The sequence below is a fragment of the Streptomyces sp. NPDC048257 genome, from assembly GCF_043201855.1.
Classification (GTDB): domain Bacteria; phylum Actinomycetota; class Actinomycetes; order Streptomycetales; family Streptomycetaceae; genus Streptomyces.
In genome coordinates, this window is the sequence record NZ_JBICZI010000004.1 from 251,163 (window position 1) to 270,896 (window position 19,734).

Genomic DNA, 19,734 nt, shown 5'->3' on the forward strand with positions numbered 1-19,734 from the left:
ACAGCGGCCGCCACCCGGCGTCGCGTATACCGGGCACCGGCGCCCTCGGCGGGCGGCGTCACGCGAACGGCGCTGATCCCGGGTGGTGGAGCTGGCCGCAGCGTTGGACAGCGGTTACACCGCCGCGCGTAGGGGCTTCGATGTCCGGAAGGTTCTCAGAGGGCGGTCGATGCCTACTGCCACTGGCGCCCGAGGTAGGTACATCACCATGACCACCCTGGCGGTTTCCCTGACTACCGCCAGGCACGAACAAGGTCTTCCGGACCCCAGTGCGCCGCAAGAGGCAGACCGGCCTCAACACCACAACGGGACACCGCCACCAGCGCCGTGCCCGGCTCGGCACCAGGGACGGCGAGCATGTCCCGCACCAGAGCGTCGTACTCACGCCGGCCGACCGGCTGCGACTCCAGCCACTTCACCGAGCCGATGAAGTGGACCTGCCCTGCTACGGGTTCGCGGTCGGCTCCGATCAGGTCGATCTCAGGGTTGTTCTGCCGGTTCCACCAGCCGCCGATCGCCTCTGTCTGCGGCCACATCTCGTCGGGCAGCAGCCGCAGCAACGACTCGCGGACGACCGGCTCGACGGCCCGGCCCCGCCAGGTCGCCCACGACCGCTCAATGCGCTCCAGCGCCAGATCACCGCGGCCACGCTCGATGAGCGGAATCCCGCGCTGCAGGAAAGCCAGCCAGAACCGGAGATACGGATCGGCGATGCGATAGCGCTTGTTCTTGCTGTCCGCCTTGACCGAGAGCGGCAGGTCAGCAGCCAGGACCCGCTTGGCCAGCAGCGTGTTCAACAGCGGAGACAGCGTGCCCGAGGGCAGCGCACCCGCAGCGCCGGCCTGTGCGGCAATGGTGGAGAAGGTCCGCTCGCCACTGCCGACCGCTTCCAGGACCGCGCGCGAGTGGGACGCCTGGGGAAACTCCCCCAGCAGCGACAGTTCGCCCGCCACCAACAGCGGAGCCAGCGGGTTGGCCACAACCTCGCGCAGGAAGTCTCTGCGGCCCATCCCCGGCCGCCAGGACTGAACGATCTCCGGGAACCCTCCGGTGATCAGCAGCGCGTCCACCGCTTCCGCCGCGTCAAGGCCGGTCATCGCCTGCACATCGGCCAGATGCAGCGGCTGTACGGTCATCTTGGCCGCCCGGCCGAAGAGCGGGCGCCCATAGGACTGCAGCGCCTCCATCACCGACATGTCACTGCCGACCAGGATCAACAGGACCGGCTTGGCGGACAGGTGCCGGTCCCAGACCGTCTGCAGCGCCCCCTCGAACTCCCCGTCCTGCTCCACCAGCCACGGCACCTCGTCGAGCACCGCGATACTCGGGGCATCGTCCGGAACTGCGACCGCCAGGGAACGCAGTGCCTGGTTCCAGTCGGCGGCCTGCAACCCGGCCATCAGCTCAGCCCCGGGCAGAGCGGAATGCGCCAGCGTTGCGGCGAAGTCCGCCCGCTCGGCCACGGCGTTGCGTCCCCGGGTCGCTTGGAAGACCACGTACGGAAGCCCGGAACGGTCGCAGAACTCCTGGACCAGACGAGACTTGCCCACCCGGCGCCGCCCCGTCACGATCACAGCCTGACCACGCGTGGCGCCCGTACCGCCAACCACCAGGCCCAGCTGCCGAGCCAGCTGATCCAGATCAGCAGACCTGCCCTTGAACTCCATCAGCGCCCCTTCCCAGCATCCATGAAACATAGATTCGATGTTACGTAGATTGATTCTTACTTAAATGTTAGCTCTCTGTCTGACGTTGCTACCGGTGCCACCGGCCGGGACGGCGAGGAAGGCATCCGCGCGGCGGCGCTTCAGCCACCGGGCCCACGCCCACCCACCAACGCCCTCTAGGAATCACCCCCGGGAGCTCGGACAGCCCGCTCCGAACGCCAGTGACGCAGAGCGTCCGGGCGGTGACTCTTACAGCTGCTTCACGCCTCCGTCGGGGACGCTCAGGCTCCGGGATGCAGGGGCTCCGTATGCGGGTGCTGCCCGGTGGTGTGGCAGTGGGAGGGGAAGTCCTATCGCGTCCGTCCTCGCCCCGGGACAAGGCGAGCAGCAGGTGTCGCACACGACGGCTTCGGCCCCTCCGTAGGGGGCGGATGGCGCCGAAGGCCTGTCCGGCCGGTGGGAGATCGCTAGCGTGGGGACCGTTCGTACGAGGGAGGGGAGCCCATGAAGGCTGACACCGTTGATCTGCGGCGGATCTTCGGCAGGGACGTCCGGTACACGGTGCCGCTGTTCCAGCGTCCGTACGTCTGGGACCGGGACGACAACTGGGCCGCCCTGTGGGAGGACATTCGCCGGGCGGTGGAGCGGGCGGAGGAGTCGGTGCAGTCCGGGGATACCGTCGCGCCGCACTTCCTCGGCGCCGTCGTCTTCGACGAGGCGCCCCACATGTCGTCCGATCTTGAGACCCGGCAGGTCATCGACGGGCAGCAGCGCCTGACGACGCTCCAGTTGTTCCTCTTCGCGGCGAGGCTGTCGGCCACCGCCCGGGACCACGAGAAGTCCGTGCGGCTGCTCGGCAAGTTCCTGGAGAACGACGAGGACCTGTTCGACCGCGGCCGGCACCCCGACCACCTCTACAAGGTCTGGCCCACGAACGCCGACCGCGAAGAGTTCCGTTCCGTCATGCTCGGCAAGGGCGGCAGCGGCCGGCTGACCCAGGCGGTCGACTACTTCCGGCAGGAGATCGACAAGTGGCTGGCCGAGGCGCCCGAACCGCACGAGCGGCTCGGGGCGCTGGTGCAGACGATGCGTGAGCACCTGCGCCTGGTCGTCATCGACCTGGAGGAGCACGACGACGCCCAGGTCGTCTTCGAGACCCTCAACAGCCGTGGCACTCCGCTGGAACACGCGGACCTGGTCAAGAACTTGCTGTTCCGGGACGCCGAGCACGCCGGCGCGGACATCGACCGCCTCTACCGGACCTACTGGGCCCCCTTCGACCAGGCCGAGTGGCGGACCGAGCAGACGACGGGCCGCATCACGCGCAGCCGCCTCGATGTCTTCTTGACCTACTGGCTGACCATGCGCACACAGCGTGAGTTCACCTCTTCGGCACTGTTCAAGGAGTTCGAGCGCTGGCTGCGCTCCGCCTCCGTTCCCACCGAGCAGGTGTTCGCGGAGCTGACGCGGTACGCCGAGATCTACGAGCGACTCGACCAGTACCCCTCGCACGGTCTCGAAGGCCGGTTCCTGTACCGGATGAAGGTCATGCAGATGTCGACACCGATGCCTCTGCTCCTCTTCCTCTACGGGCTGAGCGAGGAGGTGCTGTCACCCGAGCGCCGGCGCAACGCCATCCGCGCCATCGACAGCTACCTCGTGCGGCGGGCGATCCTCAACCTCAGCAACCGGGACTACAACCACGTCTTCCGCGACCTCGTGGCCGCGGCGGCCCGGGAGCCCGGGCGAGCGGACGAAGTCATCATCAAGACCCTGACGGGGATGCACGGCCAGCACCGGAACTGGCCGACCGACGCCGAATTCCGTACGGCCCTGGAGCAGGATCCCCTGTACGCCCGGCTCTACCGCCACCGCGTCCGCATCCTCCTCGAGGCGCTGGAGGACGAGCTGCGCACCGACCACACGGAGCAACTCACCGCCCCGATCGGCGAACAGCTCGGTTCGAAGCTGACGATCGAGCACGTGATGCCGCAGAGCTGGCGCGACAACTGGCCTCCCCTGGCCGACGATCCGGACGAAGGGGCGGGCCGCGACGAGCTGGTGCACACCCTCGGCAATCTGACCCTGGTCACGGCCCGTCTCAATCCCACCCTCGGCAACATGGCGTGGGGCAGCAAGCGCCAGTGGCTCGGTGAGCACAGCCTCCTGCGCCTCACCCACGGCACGCTGCTCAATCCCCCGCCCGGTTCCGGCATCGACGCATGGGCCTCCTCCTGGGACGAGGACCGGATCCGTGCCCGGGGCGCCTATCTCGCCTCGGTGGTCCTGGACATCTGGCCGTCGGCCGGCGGACTGCGCGCCGCCGAGACCGTCCCTGCCGTCCCGGCCGCCCGGGTCTCCGGACACTGACCGGCCGCCACCACCTGCGGAACACCGGGATGCCGGGACGCCGGGGCGCCGGGAGCCGCTCGCGTTCCGGTGGTCCGTACGAGGGCGGTGGGGGTGGGTCTGTGGGATTTGGGGGGTGGGGTGGGGGGCGGTGGGTGCGTACGTTGGGGGTGAGCCCGCCGTGTGGCGCCGGCCGGGTGCGTACCAGGGCTCTGTCGACGAGGAGGGAGCCGGGATGCGTGAGCTGGTGGAGACGGCGCGGCAGTGGGTGGCCGAGGGGCGGGCCGGGTATCTGGCACGGCCCGTGACCGAACAGGGCTTCGGGCCCCGGGATCCGGGCGGGGCCCTGCTCGTCGATACGCGGGGGGAGTGTGTCGGCACCCTGTACCGCGGGGTCTTCGACGCCGAGCTCGCCGCCGAGGTCGCGGCCCTGCCGGCCGGGGTCACGGCGCGGGTGTGCGAGGTGTCCGTGCGCGCCGCCGAGGCCGTCGCGGCAAAGCTGACCTGCGGCGGGCAGGCCGAGGTGCTGCTGCAGCCGCTCACCGCGATCCCGGTCGAGTGGTGGGAGCTGCTCGGCGACGGGGTCGGGGTGGCCCTGGTGACCCGGCTGAACGAGGCCGCGGACCAGGCCGTCAGTGAGGTCGTACGGGCCACCGACGCGCCCGGTGAGGATGCCGGGCGGCGGGCGGGGGAGCTGCTGGCGACCCGGCGGGCCGGGCGGGACGCGCTCTACGCGGAGTCCGGGCTGGTGCTGGTCGAGGCGTTTCCGTCGGCCCCGTACGTGGTCATCGGGGGCGGCGGTGAACTGGCCGAGATCATCGAGCGGCAGGCGCGGCTGCTGGGCTGGGAGGCCGCGCTGGTCACCGCCCCGGAGGAGGCCGGCAAGCTGCTGGAGGCGCGTCGGGACGCCGCGTGCCTGGTCATGCTGAGTCACGAGGAGTCGTTCGACGTGCCGACGCTGCGGGTGGCACTGGCCCAGGAGGTGCCGTACGTCGGCGCGCTGGGCTCGCGCAAGACCCAGGCCCGGCGGCGCGAGGGGCTGCTCGCGGCCGGGGTCACCGAGGCCGAACTGGCCCGCGTGCACGGCCCGATCGGCCTGGACCTCGGCGCCCGTACCCCGGCGGAGACCGCGCTGGCGATCTGCGCCGAGATCCTGGGGGTGCTCGCGGTGCGCACGGCCGCCGGCGCCCTGCGGGACACCGAGGGGCCCATCAACACATAGGGCGGCTACTCGCCGAGGGCCCGCTTCAGCTGCGCCTTGTTCATGTCCGAGCGGCCGTGGACGTTGCGGCGCCGGGCCTCGGCGTAGAGCTGGTCGTACGTGGGTCCCTGCGGGCCCGAGTGGGAGTGCAGGCCCCCGCGGCGGGACGAGGAGATGTCCTCGAGGGATTGCCTGCTCGCGGTCCGGGATTCGCCGGCGCGGGCGCGTTCCTTGTTCACCGTCCGGGCGGCGATCTCCTTTGCCTTCTCCTCGGGCTCGCCGCGCTCCTCCAGCCCCTCCTTGATGTGCTCGTACTGGCGTTCGCGCTTCGGGGAAGATCCGCGGGGCATGGCCGGGCCTCCTTCTCGGACTGCGTACATCCGGGGCATTCGCCGGGCGCGTGCCCCGGATGGCCCAAGATATCCGCGACATAGCAGAGCATATCGGACTCGCGTGCGGGAAAATGGTCGGTATGTACACGACCTTGAGCGTGGACTCGACCCTCACCGACATCGCCTGGTTTCTGGTCGTCGGAATCCTCGTCGCCGGCTTCCTGCTGGGCGGCTTCATCCTGGGCAAGAAAGTCCGCAACCAAGAGCCACCTCCGCCCACCGCCGAGAGCCAGCCACACCTGCCGGAGGGCGGGGCGGTCTACGAAGTCCGCGAGGAGCGGGACTCGGTGGAGATCCCGGAGGGCGGCCTGCGGCCGCACGAGATGCAGGGCTACGGGAACTTCGGCTCCACCACCTCCAGTCATCCGGAAGAGGTCCGGGCGGAACGGGAGTCCGGCTACGAGCTGCCGGAGGGCCCGGGGCCGCATCCGCAGCCGGGGGCTCCCCCGGACGCCGGACGCGGCGCACACTCCTAGCGCACGCTCCTGGCGCACGCTCCTGCGGCAGGCTCCTGGGCGCACCCACTTCGTCGGCCTCTGACCCGTGCCTCCCGCGCGGGTCAGAGGTCCGTCCGCAGCCGGAGCACCTCGGGCGGCGGGTGCCGGGCCGAGGTGTGCCGGACCTCCGCCGTGAGCGGTGGGTCGAGCGGCCGGAAGGGGACCTCCCCGAACCCGATCGCCGTGACCGTGGCCAGGGAGGGCGAGGCCGCCCCGCGGGCGGCCAGCTCGGCCGCCAGCTCCGTGCGCAGCGCCGCCGTCAGCGGGCTCGACACCAGCGGGGTCTCGTCCCCGACGGGCAGGACGAGCACCAGGGCGAGCGGCCGGCGCGGGGTGCCGGTGAAGCCGACCACCGCCGCGTCCCGGACGTCCGTGTGCCGCAGCTTCTGCCAGCCGCGCCGCCCGGCCGGGTAGGCCTGGTCCAGCCGTTTGACGACGAGCCCCTCGATTCCGCTGGCCGGCAGGGTCTCGTACCAGGTGGCGGCCAGTTCCGGGTCGGTCGTCATCGGCACCGGCTGCAGCGGCGGCCCGAGCGGCAGGAGCAGGTCGACGAGGAGGGCCCGGCGGCGCTCGTACGGGCGGGCGCGCAGGTCGAGCCCGGCCAGTTCCAGGACGTCGAAGGCGGCGTACGAGGCCGGCAGGCGCTGCGCGAGGACGGCGGCCCGCGCGGCGGTGGCCGCCGCCCGCCGCTGCACCAGCGCGAAGTCCGTACGGCCCGCGTGCCAGACCACCACCTCGCCGTCGAGGACGGTGTCGGCGGGCAGCAGCAGCGCGGCCGCGGCCAGGTCGGGGAAGGCGCTGGTCACGATCCGCCCGGAGCGCGCCTGAAGGGTCACTTCGGTCGCCGAGCGCAGTACGACGAGCCGGTGCCCGTCGAACTTCGGCTCGTACGCCAGCCCCGCCCCGCGCGGCAGGGTGCGTACGGCAGCGGCCAGCGCGACGCGGATCACGGCGGGTTCCCGGGGAGCGGGCGGGCCCGCGCGGGGTCGGTCAGCGGGCCGAGGAGATCCCCGTCGCGGGCGAGCCGCGGGGCGATGTCGTCGGCGAGGAAGACCAGGGCGGCGGGGGTGCGGCAGGCCTCGACCTCCGCCCAGGAGACGGGCGCGGACACGGTGGGCCGGGCCCGCGCGCGCAGGGTGTACGGGGCGGCGGTGGTCTTGGCGGCGGCGTTCTGGCTGTGGTCGACGAAGACCTTGCCGGGGCGCAGGGCCTTGGCCATGCGGTGCACCACCAGGTCGGGGAGCTCGCGCTCGGCCTCCTGGGCGAGCCGCTTCGCGTACGCGGACACCCGCTCGGAGGGGGTCGGCTCCAGCGGCACGGCCAGGTGCATGCCCTTGGAGCCGGAGGTCTTGGCGTAGGCGTGCAGGCCGTCGGCGGCGAGCCGCTCGCGCAGCCAGAGCGCGGCGGCGCAGCACTCGACGACGGTGGCGGGCGGGCCGGGGTCGAGGTCGAGGACCATCCGGTCGGCGAGGGCGGGCTGGCCGGCGGGCCACTGGGGGGTGTGGAACTCCACGACGAGGTTGGCGGACCACATGAGGGTGGCCATGTCGGCGACGACCACCTGTGCGGCGGACAGGTCCTCGGAGCGGGGCACGGGAGTGGTCTTCACCCAGGCGGGCGTGCCGGGCGGCGGATTCTTCGTGAAGAAGAGCTGGCCGTCCGGCCCGTCCGGATAGCGCAGGAAGGACACCGGCCGGTCGTGGATGTGGGCGAGCAGCGGCTCCGCGACGGTGGCGTAGTAGTGGAGCACCTCGCCCTTGGTGAAGCCGGTCTCCGGGTAGAGAACCTTGTCGAGATTGCTGAGCGCGATGCGACGGCCCTCCACCAATGTGATCGGCGTCATACGATGAGACTGCCACGAAACGGGAGGAACCGTGCGATCCATTTGGAACGGGGCGATCTCCTTCGGCCTGGTCAGCATCCCGATCAAGCTCGTGAACGCCACCGAGAGCCACTCGATCTCCTTTCGCCAGATCCATGTGAGTGACGGCGGACGCGTCCGGTACCGCAAGGTGTGCGAGCTGGACGGGGAGGAGGTGCCGAGCGCCGAGATCGGCAAGGGGTACGAGGAGGCCGACGGGTCGATCGTCCCGATCACGGACGAGGACCTGGCGCAGCTGCCGCTGGCGACCGCGAAGACGATCGAGATCATGTCGTTCGTACCGGCGGAGGAGATCGATCCGCTGCAGATGGACGCGGCGTACTACCTCGCGGCGAACGGGGCGACGGCGGCGAAGCCGTACACGCTGCTACGGGAGGCGCTCAAGCGGAGCCGGAAGGTCGCGATCGCCAAGTACGCGCTGCGGGGGCGGGAGCGGCTGGGCATGCTGCGGGTCGTGGACGACGTGATCGCGATGCACGGGCTGTTGTGGCCGGACGAGATCCGGGCGCCGGAGGGGGTGGCGCCGGAGGTGTCGGTGTCCGTGCGGGAAGCCGAACTCGACCTCGCGGATGCGCTGATGGCGACGCTGGGGGAGGTGGAGATGACCTCGCTGCACGACGACTACCGGGATGCCGTGGAGGCGATGATCGTGGCGAAGTCGGGTGGGGCGTTCGAGCCCACGGAGGCCGCCGTGGAGCCGGCCGGGGGGCAGGTGATCGACCTGATGGCGGCGTTGGAGAAGAGCGTGCGGGCGGCGAAGGCCTCGCGGGGGGAGGGGGCCGGGGCTGCCGGGGCGGGCGGGGGCGAGGCGGGCGGGGGCGAGGCAGCGGCCGCGGCCGAGGTGACTCCGATTCGGCGGAAGCGGGGTGCGGGGGCCGGGGCCGGTGCCGGTGCGGGTGCGGGTGCCGGTGCGGCGGCGCCGAAGGCCGTGGGTGGGAAGAAGTCGACTGCGACTTCGGCCAAGAAGACGGCGGCGGCCGCTACGAAGAAGAAGGCCACGACGGGCAAGTCGGGTGCGGCGAAGTCGACTTCGGGTGCGGGTGCGGGTGCGGGTGCGGGTGCGGCCAAGTCCACGAGCAAGAGCACGGCCAAGACGGCGGCGGCGAAGAAGGCCGGGGCGGCCGCGAAGAAGACGGCGACGCCGCGGAAGCGGACCTCCGCCTGAGGGGTGGTGGTGGGGGGGGCGGGGCCTGCGGCGCTCTCCCCTACCCGCCCCTTCCCGAAACCGGGGCTCCGCCCCAGGCCCCGCGCCTCAAACGCCGGCGGGGCTGAGATGGGTGGGGCGGCTCCAACACCGGCGGGGCTGGGATGTGCGGCCGGAGCGCGTAGACCGGGGTGGGCGGGGGCGCCTCGAACGCCGGCGAGGCTGGATTGGGCGGCGGGAGCGCGCGTAGACCGGGGTGGGCGGAGGGGCCCCTCGAACGCAGGCGAGGCTGGATTGGGCGGCGGGAGCGCGTAGCGCGGGGTGGGTGGGGGCTCCTCAAGGGGTGGGCGTGCCGGGGTGGGGGGTGAGCCAGGTGTGGGTGTTGCGGGCTTCGGTGAAGAGGGCTTCGATTTCCGGGGGTTTCAGGGTGGTCGGGGAGGTGGCGAGGGTTGGGAGGGCCGTCGGGGGCTGGAGGATGCGGATGTCGCGGACCGTGGGGGTCGTTTCGACGCGGACGGCGTCGACCACCGCCAGGGCCGGGGTGGCCTTCGCCGTCAGGGCCGTCGTCGCGAAGGCCGCCGCGCGGCGGATCCAGCGGGGGTCCGGGCGGGGTTCCGCGCGGCCCACCGTAAGCATGAGGTCGCCGACCACCGCGCGTTGGCGGCGGCTCGGGACCGTACGCACGCAGAAGATCCCGGCCGGGCCGATCAGCAGGTGGTCGATCTGGCCCGGCCCCGGGAGCGGGACGCAGTGCAGGACCCGCCAGCCGTCACATTCCAGGGCGTCGAAGGCGTCACCCATCCGCTGCTGCGCGGTGAGGTCCTGGCGCAGCCGGTGCCGGGCTCTGGTGCCCGCCGAGCCGTGTTCCAGTTCGCCCAGCAGGGTCTCCCCCGGGCGGTTCGGGGCCAGGTCCGCGTCGGGCGACAGGGCGAGCCGTCGCAGGTCGGCCGCCGTGGGGACCGGGGGCGGGCCGATCGAGACCGTTCCGCTCAAGTAGGGCCGCAGCACCGCCAGGATCGCCTCGCGGTGGTCGTCCGCGAGGACGCTGATCCGGTTGGCCTGCCGGTCGTACCAGGCCACCGCCTGCCCGTCGGGCAGGTTGACGTACAGCCGGCCGCGGCCGGGCCGGCCGCTCGGCAGTACCTTGAGTCCGCGCATCGCCCTCACCCCCGCCGTCCATGGGAGCAGCCGGGGCGCCGCACGGCAATCCCTCGGATGTGTAACGACTCCGACGGAACGTTGCGACTCCGCTGTTACACGAACGGGGCGCTGCCGCAACGGCCGGGCCCTAGGTTTGACCCACCTGGATGGCCCAGACCCCGACCGGCACCGAAGGATTTCCCCGTGAGCACCGTCAGCCGCCGCACTCTCGTTCGCGCCGCCGCCGTGACCGCATGCGCCGGAAGTCTGCTGGCCCTGCCCACCGCCGCCGCCCTGGCCGAGGGGGTGCCCGCGGCCTCGTCCGCGCGTTCCGCGGCCCCGCAGTGGAGCCTCGTCAAGAGCCTCTCGCTCGCGGACGGGGTGTCCACGGCGAAGGTCTACCGCACGGCCAAGGGCGCGTACCAGGCCGAGATCCTGGCGGCCGACGGCACCAAGGCGGTCACCCTGACCAGCCGTGACGGGATCACCGACTTCGGCGGCACCGGGGATCTGCACGCCTCGCTGGACTCCACCGGGCGGCTCACCTCCTGGGTGGGCGACGCCCCGGCCCGGGGCACCGACCACACCGTGGCGGGCGACGGGCACAAGACGGGGACCCGCAACGGGACCCCCGGTGGTCAGGTCGTGCCGGCTTCGGTTCCGCAGAAGGCGGCGACCGGTGACGGCCGCGCCGTCGCCGAGGGCCCCAGCGCCGGCCGGCGGCTGAGTACGCTGGCGGACGGTCCGGGCGAGGGTGTGCTGCTGCTCGCTGCGGGCGGCGGTATCGCGGCCGTCGGCGCCGCCGGGCTGGGCTTCGCGATGCTGCGCCGGGGGCGCACCGACAGTTGAGACCTCCGTTGAGACCTGGGCCGGGACCTCGGCCGGGACCTCCGCCGAGACCTCGCGGTAAAGGTACGTACCTCCGCATATGGTTGACGTGATCGACCGTCGACGTACCGCGGGCAGAAGGGCAAGGGCACAGGGGCTGTGAACAGGTTGCGCTTCCGTGTCCGGGCCGGCGTTCGCACGACGCTCCCCCTGCTCGCGCTCGTTCCGCTGCTGGCGGGCTGCGGGGACACCGGCGGGCTGGTGAGCGCCGGTACCACGCCGACCGCGAGCGGGCCCGTCCATCTGTGGCCCGATCGCCGCGGGGCGTCCGTGCCGCCCGCCGATCCGGGTGGCGCCCCGCCGGAGTACGTCAAGGGGATCCCGGCGGTACACGACCAGGACGTGCACGCCGTCGACCCGGTGGCCCTCGTCCAGGCCGAACTGCAGGCTCATCCGAACACCGTGAGCGGAGCCGACGGGATGCCTCCGAGGACGGCTGCCGCGATCACGGCGTGCGCGAAGCACGGGGACGAGGGCGACGAGGAGCCGGAGTCGTGCCCGGTGCTGAAGCCGTACTACCGGGACCTCACGGGCAACGGCAAGGACGAGCTGATCGTCGGCATCGAGTTCCCGGACAAAATGATGTCCGTACGGGTGTACACGGCGGACCCGGACGGGCGGCTCAACCGGATCATGGCGACCACCGAGACCGTCATCTCGGTGGAACTGGCCGGGGGTGACGTGATCCTGCGGGTGCCCAGCGGGAACCGTGGCTACGAGCTGATCACCGCCTGGTCCTGGGACGAGAAGCAGCTCACCATGCTGCCGACGCGCGAGCAGATCGTACGGGTGCCCGGCAATCCGCAGGGCCAGGGACCGGGCCAGGGCCAGGGCCCGGGAAGCCGGGAGCCCGCTCCCGTGCCGGTACGGCCATGAGGCTGCCCTCCTGGACGGCCACGCTGACCTGGAAGTCGGCGTGCTTCATCGTGGTGATGTGCTGCTCGCTGGCGGCGGTACTGGGTGCCCTGGTGCACGTGGAGGTGACCCGGCAGACGGTGGCCACGGCGCGGGAGAAGGCGCTCGGCAAACTGCACGACGTCTCGCGCGCGTACGAGGCGGGCGAGCCGCTTCCGCGCGATGCCGGGCTGGATCCCGCGGGGCTGCCGCCGGAGCTGCGGGCGCTGGCCGTCAGCGGGCGCCGGGGCACGCTGGTGGCGGATCACCGGGGCCGCCCGACGATGTGGGCGGCGGCTCCCGCGGACGGCCGGGCCCTCGCGGCCGCCGTCGACTACGGGCAGAGCTCCCGCACGATCAGCGGGCTGGACAACGCGATCATCGGGTCGTCGCTGCTGGCGATCGGCGGCACCCTGCTGGTGGGCGCCTTCGCGGTGACCCGGGTGACCCGGCGGCTGCACCTGACGGCGACCGTGGCGCGGCGGATCACCCAGGGAGACCTCGACGCGCGGGTGGACGACCCGCGGACGAAGACCCCCTCTCGGCACCAGGACGAGGTGGCGACGGTGGCGGCGGCGCTGGACACGATGGCGGGAAGTCTGCAGTCGAAGCTGGAGAGCGAGCGGCGGTTCACGGCTGACGTGGCGCACGAGCTGCGCACGCCGCTGACGGGGCTGCACGCGGCATCGGAGCTGTTGCCGGAGGGGCGGCCGACGGAGCTGGTGCGCGAGCGGGTACGGACGATGCGGCAGCTGACGGAGGACCTGCTGGAGATCTCCCGGCTGGACTCGGGCAGCGAGGTGGTGGAGACCGATCTGCACCAGCTGGGGCGGCTGGTACGGCGTGTGGTGCGGGCGTCCGGAACGGACACGGAGGTGGTGGTCGTCCGGGATGCGCACGTGGAGACGGAACGGCGCAGGCTGGAACGGGTGCTCGGGAACCTGGTGGCCAACGCCCACAAGCACGGGCGGCCGCCGGTGGTGCTGACGGTGGACGGACCGGTGGTGACGGTACGGGACCACGGCGACGGGTTCCCCGCGTACCTGGCGGCGCACGGCCCGCAGCGCTTCCGGAGCGGTGGCGGCAAGGGCCACGGGCTGGGGCTGACCATCGCCGTGGGGCAGGCGGCGGTGATCGGGGCGCGGCTGGAGTTCCGGGAGGCGGAGGGCGGCGGCGGCCTGGCGGTCCTGACCCTGCCGGGCTCCTAGCCGGAGGCTCGGCGGGGACGGGGGCGGGGGCGAGGCGCCGGGCGCGGGCGGAGCGGCGCGGGTCGCGGGTCGCGGGTCGCGGGTCGCGGGTCGCGGGTCGCGGGTCGCGGACAGAGCCGTACGCGTCGGCCGGTACCCGGGGCTCCGCCCCGGACCCGCGCCGCGAACGCCGGCGGGGCCGGCCCCTAAGGGGTTTTCGGGCTCTTGGTCCAGGGCCAGCGGATCTTGGGCTTCGTGCCCGAGGGCTGGTAGGCGTACTTCCAGCCCTTCTGCAGGCCGAGCCGCTTGGAGTACCCCGCCGGGACGCGTTCGTACAGCAGCACCGTCGGCGGGCCGCCGTCCGGCGTGGGGACGGGGATCTCGTACCACTTCGGGGGGTGTCCGGTCGGGCCGAGCAGGACGGGGAGGACCCGGCCGTCCATCGGCCCGCCCTCGAACGGGGTCGGTTGGCTTCTCACCCCACCAGTGTCACAGCAGGTGGGCGGCCTCGGACACCACGGGGATCACCCGGCGGGCGAGGACCCCGACCGGGCCGTCCGCCGATTCCAGGGCGAGGGCGGCCCGGGCGGCCGCCGCCGTCTCCGGATCCGTGGCGGCGGTGGCGGTCAGCAGGGCGATGAACTGGTCCAGCAGCCAGTCCCGGAGGCGCTCGACCTCCGGCTGTTTGCCCTCGTCGATCCATATGAGGGAGGCGGCCTCGACCGCGGTGATCCACGTACGGACCATCATGCGCAGCCGGGGTCCGGGCGCCGGGACGCCCAGGTGGAAGAGGATCTGGTCGGCGGCGGCACGGCGGATGCCGTCCACCGTCGCCGTCGTGCGGGAGGTCTCCACGACGCTGCCGCCCTGGAGGAGGGCCGCGAAGCCGGCGTCGTGTTCGTCGACGAAGGCGAGGTAGCGGTCCAGGGCCCGGGACAGGCGCCGGGTCAGGGGGCCCTGCTGGGGTTCGGCGAAGCAGAGTTCGAGGACGTCCGCCGCCGAGCGGAGGGCGGCCTCGTAGAGCTGCTGCTTGCCGCCCGGGAAGTAGCGGTAGACGAGCGGGCGCGAGACCCCGGCGGCCTCGGCGACGTCGTCCAGCGAGACCTCCTCCGGTGCCCGGTGCGCGAACAGCGAGAGGGCGGCGTCGAGGAGTTGGGCTCGCCGCTCCTCGACGCTCAGCCTGCGGTACGCGCGTACGGTCATGTCCGCAGGGTAGCCCCGCGGGGGCGCCGGACGGGTGGGTGTCCTGTCGATCAGGCCCGATCCGGGCCGGTGGCAGGCCGGCCGCGGGCCGGTGACAGACCGGCCCGCGGGCCGGCTCCCTACGCCAGCAGGCCCGAGCTCTGCCACAGCTTCCGGCCGACTCCGCGCAGTACGCCGATGTCGTCGAGGAAGTCGGTGAGCCGCTTGGCACCGCTCTGCATGACCTCGCGCCGGTGGCCGCTCGCCTTCACCTGGGCGACGGCCTCGCGGCGGTCCAGTCCGATGTTGTCGTAGACGGCCGGATTCACGAAGGCGAGCGAGAAGACGCGGGCGGCCTCGCCGCAGCTGATCCGGGTGAGCTCCTGCTCCCAGCGCGGGGCCGTCAGCATCTGGCGGCGCAGTTCCTCGCGGGCGTACCGGACGTGCCGGGCCTCCTCGATGACGTGGATCCGGGTGACGCCGCGGACCAGCGGCTGGATGCGCTCGTCCGGGAAGGTCAGGCGCTGCATCCAGTCCAGGACCTCCTCGCCGAGGAGGGTGCAGGCGAAGGAGCCGGGGGTGGTGGAGACGGTCTTCAGGATCCGCGCGAGGTTGTGGTTAACGCGGGAGACCGGGTACTCGGGGGTGCCGGCCTTCTGGATCATGCGGGCGAACATCATCGAGTGGCGGCACTCGTCGGCGATCTCGGTGAGCGCGTAGCGGACGTGATTGCTGGTCAGGGACTTGTCGTAGATGTGCCGGACCAGGAGCTGCATCAGGATGATCTCGAACCAGATGCCGAGGGAGCCGAGCGCCGCCGCTTCGTGGCGGGAGAGGTCGATGCGCTGCTCCTCCCCCATCTTCTTCCACAGCGGGGTGTCGTAGAGGGAGAGCAGTTCCGGCGGCCAGTAGTACTTGCCCTCGATCGGCGGGGCGTCCCAGTCGAGTTCCTTGTCGGGGTCGAAGGAGTGCTTGGCCGAGGATTCGAGCAGTCGCTCGGCTATCTGCTCCCGGTCCTTGAGCAGGCCGAGGGCGTCCTGGAGCGCGGCTCGTTCGGTCACGGTCGTCATGGGTTCGGACACCTCGTCGTCGAGTTACCGGCGGTCACTTCTTATGAGACTGCCTGTCAGCAAGGTCGTCAATCCCCCGCGCACGACTTGTTGACCCCGTGTCTACCAACGTGTGACGCTGCCAACTGTCCGGTCCCACACGGCAGTACGTGAGACGAGGGGGCGTCAGTGTCGACGCACGAGCTCTACACCGAGAACCCGGGCGAGAGGGTCTGGCAGGTCCCCGCCTCCGGCTCCGCCCGCTTCAGCTGGGAGTACGCCGACGGCCGCGAGCGGCTCCTCGCCCTCTACCAGAAGGGCAAGGACAAGCAGTGGGACGGCGGCAAGCGCATCGACTGGGACGTGGAGGTGGACCCGTACGATCCGCTGGGCACCCCCGACGAAGCGCTGCCGCTGTACGGGACGCGGCACTGGGCCAAGCTCACCGAGAGGGACAGGGGCGAGCTGCGCCGGCACTACACCTCCTGGAACTTCAGTCAGTTCCTGCACGGCGAGCAGGGCGCGATGGTGTGCGCGGCGCGGATCGTGGAGTCGGTGCCGGACCTGGACGCGAAGTTCTACTCCGCCACGCAGACCATGGACGAGGCCCGGCACGCCGAGATCTTCGGGCGCTTCCTGCACGAGAAGGTCGGGATGCTCTACCCGATCAACGACAGCCTCCAGGGGCTGCTGGGCGACACCCTGCGCGACTCCCGCTGGGACATGCCCTACCTCGGCATGCAGGTGCTCATCGAGGGACTGGCGCTGGCCGCCTTCGGCATGATCCGTGACACGACCGCGCAGCCGCTGCCGAAGCAGCTGCTGGCGTACGTGATGCAGGACGAGGCCCGGCACGTGGCCTTCGGGCGGATGGCTCTGCGCGACTACTACAAGCAGCTGACGGACGCCGAGTTGCGCGAGCGCGAGGAGTTCGTGATCGAGGGCTGCCATCTGATGCGGGACCGGCTGCTCGGGGTGGAGGTGCTGGAGAACTTCGGCATCCCGGCCGAGGAGGCGGTGCGGCTGAGCGAGCAGTCGGAGTTCACGCACCTGTTCCGCAGGCTGCTGTTCAGCAGGATCGTGCCGTGCGTGAAGGACATCGGGCTGTGGGGCGAGCGGCTCCAGCGGGCCTACCTGGACCTGGGCGTCTTCGACATGGGCGACTCCAACCTGGACCTGCTGATGAGCCAGGACGAGGAGATCGCCGAGGCCCTGGACCGCGAGCGGTTCGCGGCCGAGGAGTCGGCGCGGGTGGCGGAGGTCGAGGCCGCCATCCGGGAGGGCGGGGAGGACAGCCCTTAGGCGTTCTCCGGCGGGAGGGACGGCGGGGGGAGGCGACGGGAGGGACGGCGGGGGGGCGGCGGGAGGGACGGCGCGCGCCCGGTTCGCGGCGCGTGTCAGCCGGTGGCCAGAGCCGCCTGCATGACCGCCCGCGCGATCGGCGCCGCCGCGCCGTTGCCGCTGATGTCGCCGCGGTCCGCCGACGCGTCCTCGACCACCACCGCGACGGCCACCTGCGGCAGGGCCGTGCCCTCGGCCTGGGCCCAGGAGATGAACCAGGCGTACGGGGTCCCCGCGTTGCCGACCCCGTGCTGCGCGGTCCCGGTCTTGCCGCCGACCACCGCGTCCGGGATCGCGGCGTTGCGTCCCGTCCCGTTCTCCACCACCTTGACCATCAGCTCCTGCAACCGGAGGGCGGTGGCCGGGTTCATCGCCCGGCCGAGGCTGCGCTGGTCGCCCCGCCTGACCTGGGAACCGTCGTCCTGGGTCGTCCGTTCCACCAGGTAGGGGTACTTGAGCTCGCCGCCGTTCGCGACCGCCGCCGCCACCATTGCCATCTGCAGCGGTGTCGCCGACGTGTTGAACTGCCCGATCGAGGAAAGGGCCAGCTGGTCCTGGCTCATGTCGGTGTCGAAGTTCGAGCGGGACACCCACGAGGGCACCCGCAGCCCCTCACTGTTGAAGCCGAAGCGCCGCGCCGCCTCCACCATCCCGCGCAGGCCGACCTGCACCCCGATCTTGGCCATCACCGTGTTGCAGGACCACTGCACCGCGTCCGCCATCGAGGCGTCCTCACAGCCCGTGCCCGCGTTCGGCAGCAGGGTGCTGGTCCCCGGCAGCGGGTAGGGGTCGGGGGTGCTGGTCGGCGCGTCCACGTCGGTGACCACGCCGGCGTCGAGGGCGGCCGCCGCCGTCACGATCTTGAAGGTGGAGCCGGGCGGGTACGTCTCGCGCAGTGCCCGGTTGAGCATCGGCCGGGCGGGGTCGGCGTTCAGCGCCGCCCAGGCCTCCTTGACCTTCGTACCCGTCCCCGAGAGCACGGCCGGGTCGTACGAGGGGCTGCTGACCAGCGCGAGGATCTTCCCCGTGGCCGGCTCGACGGCGGCCACCGCACCGCGCTTGCCCGCGAGCCCGGTGTACGCGGCCAGCTGCATGCCGGAGCGGACGGTGGTGGCGGCGTTCCCGCCGGCGGGGCGGCCGCGGGCCAGTTCGTACCAGAGCGGGAAGGCCGAGAGCCCCGGGTCGGTGCCCGACAGGACCGCGTCCTCGGCGCGCTCCACGGAGCTGGTCCCGTACGTCTGGGAGGAGAAGCCGGTGACGGGCGCGTAGAGCGGGCCGTTCGTGTAGGTCCGCTCGTAGCGCAGCAGTTGGCGGCTGTCGCGGGAGCCGGTCACGGGGCGCCCGTCTACCAGGATGTCCCCGCGGGGTTCGGCGTAGCGCTCGATGGCGGGGCGTTTGTTGGCCGGGTTCGCGCCGTAGGCGGCGGACTCCCAGACCTGCACGCGGGCGATGTTGACCAGCAGGGCGACGAGCAGCAGGGCGCAGAAGTACGCGCACCAGCGGATGTAGCGGATCACTCGGCCGGCTCCTCTGTGGGGCGGGGTCTGCGGGCGCTGTCGCTGAGCCGGACCAGCAGGGCGACGATGATCCAGTTGGTGACGACGGAGGAGCCGCCCTGGGCCAGGAAGGGCATGGCCATGCCGGTGAGCGGGATCAGCCCGGTGACACCGCCCGCGATGACGAACACCTGGAGCGCGACGATCGAGGCGAGCCCGGTGGCGAGCAGCCGCCCGAAGGGGTCGCGCAGCGCGAGGCCGGCGCGGAAGCCGCGGGCGACGAGGAGCCCGTAGAGGAGCAGGATCGCGGTGAGGCCGACGAGGCCGAGCTCCTCGCCGGCGGTGGCGAGGATGAAGTCCGACTTGGCGGCGAAGCCGATGAGGAAGGACTGGCCGTGGCCGAGCCCGGCGCCGAGGAGGCCGCCCGCGCCGAAGGCGAAGAGGGACTGGGCGAGCTGGCCGGGGCCTTCGCCGCGCTCGATGGAGGCAAAAGGATTCAGCCAGTCGTCCACGCGGCTGTGCACGTGCGGCTCGAAGGTCCCGACGGCGTACGCGCCGAGGGCGGCGAGCAGCAGACCGATGGCGATCCAGCCGATCCGGCCGGTGGCGGTGAACAGCATGATCACGAACAACCCGAAGAACAGCAGCGAGGTCCCCAGATCCCGCTCCAGGACCAGCACGCCCACGCTGAGCAGCCAGATCGCGAGGATCGGGCCGAGGACGCGGCCGGGAAGGAGCCGGAGCTTCCAGAAGAGCCGGCGGCCGGTGAGGGCGAGCGCGGTGCGGTTCGCGGCGAGGTACGCGGCGAAGAAGACCGCGAGCAGGATCTTGGCGAACTCCCCCGGCTGGAAGGAGAGCCCGGCGAACCGGATCCAGATGTGCGCGCCGTTGACCGCCGGGAAGAAGACGGGGATCAGCATCAGCGCGAGGGCCGCCGCGACGGACAGGTACGCGTAGCGCTGGAGCACCCGGTGGTCGCGCAGCAGCGCGACGACGAGGACGAAGAGGGCCACGCCCAGCGCGGACCACAGGAGTTGGTCCTCGGCGGTGAGGTGCCCCGGGGTGGTCACGTCGAGGCGCTGGATGAGGACGAGGCCGAGGCCGTTGAGCAGGACGGCGATCGGGAGCAGGAGGGGGTCCGCGTACGGCGCCCGGAGCCGGACGGCGAGGTGGGCGAGGAGGGCGGCCACGCACAGTCCGGCGGCGTAGCGGGCGGCGGGGCCGGGGATGCGGCCGGTGGTCGCGAGGCCGACGTAGAGGTGACCGAGGACGGAGATCAGGACGGCTCCGGCGAGGAGCGTCAGCTCTACGCCGCGCCGCTTGGGGGCGCCGGCGCCCGGGGGCGGGGGCGGGGCGGGCTCCGTCACCTTTGCCGTCAGAGCGGTCATAGAGGGAAACGTAGCAAGCAGGCGGATGATATGTCCG

General features: G+C 72.1%; 18 protein-coding genes. 8 read left to right on the forward strand and 10 right to left on the reverse strand.

Annotation, left to right across the window (positions count from 1 at the left end):
* Positions 1-233: 233 nt before the first annotated feature.
* Positions 234-1,667, reverse strand: a complete 1,434-nt coding sequence (locus tag ACGFZK_RS11670; protein WP_393848678.1) for an ATP-binding protein — start codon at positions 1,665-1,667, stop codon at positions 234-236.
* Between the two features lie 504 nt (positions 1,668-2,171).
* Here ACGFZK_RS11670 and ACGFZK_RS11675 point away from each other — a divergent pair.
* Entirely contained in the window at positions 2,172-4,037 is a 1,866-nt protein-coding gene (locus ACGFZK_RS11675; protein ID WP_393848679.1) for a DUF262 domain-containing protein, read from the forward strand.
* Positions 4,038-4,251: 214 nt separating this feature from the next.
* Entirely contained in the window at positions 4,252-5,238 is a 987-nt protein-coding gene (locus tag ACGFZK_RS11680; RefSeq protein WP_393848680.1) for an XdhC family protein, read from the forward strand.
* A gap of 5 nt (positions 5,239-5,243) precedes the next feature.
* Here ACGFZK_RS11680 and ACGFZK_RS11685 read toward each other — a convergent pair whose 3' ends face one another.
* Complete coding sequence (locus tag ACGFZK_RS11685) at positions 5,244-5,567, reverse strand: plasmid stabilization protein (protein ID WP_393848681.1); 324 nt, start codon at positions 5,565-5,567, stop codon at positions 5,244-5,246.
* A 122-nt stretch (positions 5,568-5,689) separates the two neighbouring features.
* On the opposite strand from ACGFZK_RS11685, the gene ACGFZK_RS11690 reads away from it, so the two are divergent.
* Positions 5,690-6,085, forward strand: a complete 396-nt coding sequence (locus ACGFZK_RS11690) for a DUF6479 family protein (protein WP_393848682.1) — start codon at positions 5,690-5,692, stop codon at positions 6,083-6,085.
* Positions 6,086-6,168: 83 nt separating this feature from the next.
* On the opposite strand, the gene ACGFZK_RS11695 is transcribed toward ACGFZK_RS11690, so the two are convergent.
* Both ACGFZK_RS11695 and ligD read right to left on the reverse strand, forming a co-directional pair.
* The gene (locus ACGFZK_RS11695) at positions 6,169-7,053 is read right to left on the reverse strand and encodes an ATP-dependent DNA ligase (RefSeq protein ID WP_393848938.1); all 885 of its coding nucleotides are present in this window, start codon (positions 7,051-7,053) and stop codon (positions 6,169-6,171) included.
* Positions 7,053-7,949, reverse strand: coding sequence for a non-homologous end-joining DNA ligase (gene ligD, locus ACGFZK_RS11700; protein ID WP_393848683.1), 897 nt, complete (start codon positions 7,947-7,949; stop codon positions 7,053-7,055). Before ligD ends, ACGFZK_RS11695 begins: the two co-directional genes overlap by 1 nt.
* A gap of 31 nt (positions 7,950-7,980) precedes the next feature.
* On the opposite strand from ligD, the gene ACGFZK_RS11705 reads away from it, so the two are divergent.
* Complete coding sequence (locus tag ACGFZK_RS11705) at positions 7,981-9,153, forward strand: Ku protein (RefSeq protein WP_393848684.1); 1,173 nt, start codon at positions 7,981-7,983, stop codon at positions 9,151-9,153.
* Between the two features lie 315 nt (positions 9,154-9,468).
* On the opposite strand, the gene ACGFZK_RS11710 is transcribed toward ACGFZK_RS11705, so the two are convergent.
* Positions 9,469-10,290 carry a nuclease-related domain-containing protein gene (locus ACGFZK_RS11710; protein WP_393848685.1) on the reverse strand — a complete coding sequence of 274 codons (822 nt, stop codon included), beginning with the start codon at positions 10,288-10,290 and terminating at the stop codon, positions 9,469-9,471.
* A 186-nt stretch (positions 10,291-10,476) separates the two neighbouring features.
* On the opposite strand from ACGFZK_RS11710, the gene ACGFZK_RS11715 reads away from it, so the two are divergent.
* The 3 genes from ACGFZK_RS11715 (at position 10,477) to ACGFZK_RS11725 (ending at position 13,262) form a co-directional block, all read left to right on the forward strand.
* Positions 10,477-11,121, forward strand: a complete 645-nt coding sequence (locus ACGFZK_RS11715) for a hypothetical protein (RefSeq protein WP_393848686.1) — start codon at positions 10,477-10,479, stop codon at positions 11,119-11,121.
* Between the two features lie 138 nt (positions 11,122-11,259).
* Positions 11,260-12,036 (forward strand): hypothetical protein, encoded by a 777-nt coding sequence (locus ACGFZK_RS11720; RefSeq protein ID WP_393848687.1) that lies wholly within the window; start codon positions 11,260-11,262, stop codon positions 12,034-12,036.
* Complete coding sequence (locus tag ACGFZK_RS11725; RefSeq protein ID WP_393848688.1) at positions 12,033-13,262, forward strand: histidine kinase dimerization/phospho-acceptor domain-containing protein; 1,230 nt, start codon at positions 12,033-12,035, stop codon at positions 13,260-13,262. Before ACGFZK_RS11720 ends, ACGFZK_RS11725 begins: the two co-directional genes overlap by 4 nt.
* A 185-nt stretch (positions 13,263-13,447) precedes the next feature.
* On the opposite strand, the gene ACGFZK_RS11730 is transcribed toward ACGFZK_RS11725, so the two are convergent.
* The 3 genes from ACGFZK_RS11730 to ACGFZK_RS11740 all read right to left on the reverse strand — a co-directional run bounded on the left by ACGFZK_RS11730 (position 13,448) and on the right by ACGFZK_RS11740 (position 15,493).
* The gene (locus tag ACGFZK_RS11730) at positions 13,448-13,720 is read right to left on the reverse strand and encodes a hypothetical protein (protein ID WP_393848689.1); all 273 of its coding nucleotides are present in this window, start codon (positions 13,718-13,720) and stop codon (positions 13,448-13,450) included.
* A gap of 10 nt (positions 13,721-13,730) precedes the next feature.
* Positions 13,731-14,444, reverse strand: coding sequence for a TetR/AcrR family transcriptional regulator (locus ACGFZK_RS11735; RefSeq protein WP_393848690.1), 714 nt, complete (start codon positions 14,442-14,444; stop codon positions 13,731-13,733).
* 119 nt (positions 14,445-14,563) lie between these two features.
* The gene (locus tag ACGFZK_RS11740) at positions 14,564-15,493 is read right to left on the reverse strand and encodes a diiron oxygenase (protein ID WP_393848691.1); all 930 of its coding nucleotides are present in this window, start codon (positions 15,491-15,493) and stop codon (positions 14,564-14,566) included.
* Positions 15,494-15,661: 168 nt separating this feature from the next.
* On the opposite strand from ACGFZK_RS11740, the gene ACGFZK_RS11745 reads away from it, so the two are divergent.
* Positions 15,662-16,774 (forward strand): ferritin-like domain-containing protein, encoded by a 1,113-nt coding sequence (locus ACGFZK_RS11745; RefSeq protein WP_393848692.1) that lies wholly within the window; start codon positions 15,662-15,664, stop codon positions 16,772-16,774.
* A 95-nt stretch (positions 16,775-16,869) separates the two neighbouring features.
* On the opposite strand, the gene ACGFZK_RS11750 is transcribed toward ACGFZK_RS11745, so the two are convergent.
* Together ACGFZK_RS11750 and ACGFZK_RS11755 are read right to left on the reverse strand one after the other, a co-directional pair.
* The gene (locus ACGFZK_RS11750; protein ID WP_393848693.1) at positions 16,870-18,330 is read right to left on the reverse strand and encodes a penicillin-binding transpeptidase domain-containing protein; all 1,461 of its coding nucleotides are present in this window, start codon (positions 18,328-18,330) and stop codon (positions 16,870-16,872) included.
* On the reverse strand, positions 18,327-19,697 hold the full coding sequence (locus ACGFZK_RS11755) for an FtsW/RodA/SpoVE family cell cycle protein (protein ID WP_393848694.1): 1,371 nt from the start codon (positions 19,695-19,697) through the stop codon (positions 18,327-18,329). The genes ACGFZK_RS11750 and ACGFZK_RS11755 overlap by 4 nt, the downstream gene beginning before the upstream one ends.
* Positions 19,698-19,734: the final 37 nt, after the last annotated feature.

Excerpts from the sequence above, each read along its gene's own strand:
- ACGFZK_RS11670 (WP_393848678.1), bottom strand. The coding sequence starts at position 1,667 with ATGGAGTTCAAGGGCAGGTCTGCTGATCTGGATCAGCTGGCTCGGCAG.
- ACGFZK_RS11675 (WP_393848679.1), top strand. The coding sequence starts at position 2,172 with ATGAAGGCTGACACCGTTGATCTGCGGCGGATCTTCGGCAGGGACGTC.
- ACGFZK_RS11680 (WP_393848680.1), top strand. The coding sequence starts at position 4,252 with ATGCGTGAGCTGGTGGAGACGGCGCGGCAGTGGGTGGCCGAGGGGCGG.
- ACGFZK_RS11685 (WP_393848681.1), bottom strand. The coding sequence starts at position 5,567 with ATGCCCCGCGGATCTTCCCCGAAGCGCGAACGCCAGTACGAGCACATC.
- ACGFZK_RS11690 (WP_393848682.1), top strand. The coding sequence starts at position 5,690 with ATGTACACGACCTTGAGCGTGGACTCGACCCTCACCGACATCGCCTGG.
- ligD (WP_393848683.1), bottom strand. The coding sequence starts at position 7,949 with ATGACGCCGATCACATTGGTGGAGGGCCGTCGCATCGCGCTCAGCAAT.
- ACGFZK_RS11710 (WP_393848685.1), bottom strand. The coding sequence starts at position 10,290 with ATGCGCGGACTCAAGGTACTGCCGAGCGGCCGGCCCGGCCGCGGCCGG.
- ACGFZK_RS11725 (WP_393848688.1), top strand. The coding sequence starts at position 12,033 with ATGAGGCTGCCCTCCTGGACGGCCACGCTGACCTGGAAGTCGGCGTGC.
- ACGFZK_RS11735 (WP_393848690.1), bottom strand. The coding sequence starts at position 14,444 with ATGACCGTACGCGCGTACCGCAGGCTGAGCGTCGAGGAGCGGCGAGCC.
- ACGFZK_RS11740 (WP_393848691.1), bottom strand. The coding sequence starts at position 15,493 with ATGACGACCGTGACCGAACGAGCCGCGCTCCAGGACGCCCTCGGCCTG.
- ACGFZK_RS11755 (WP_393848694.1), bottom strand. The coding sequence starts at position 19,697 with ATGACCGCTCTGACGGCAAAGGTGACGGAGCCCGCCCCGCCCCCGCCC.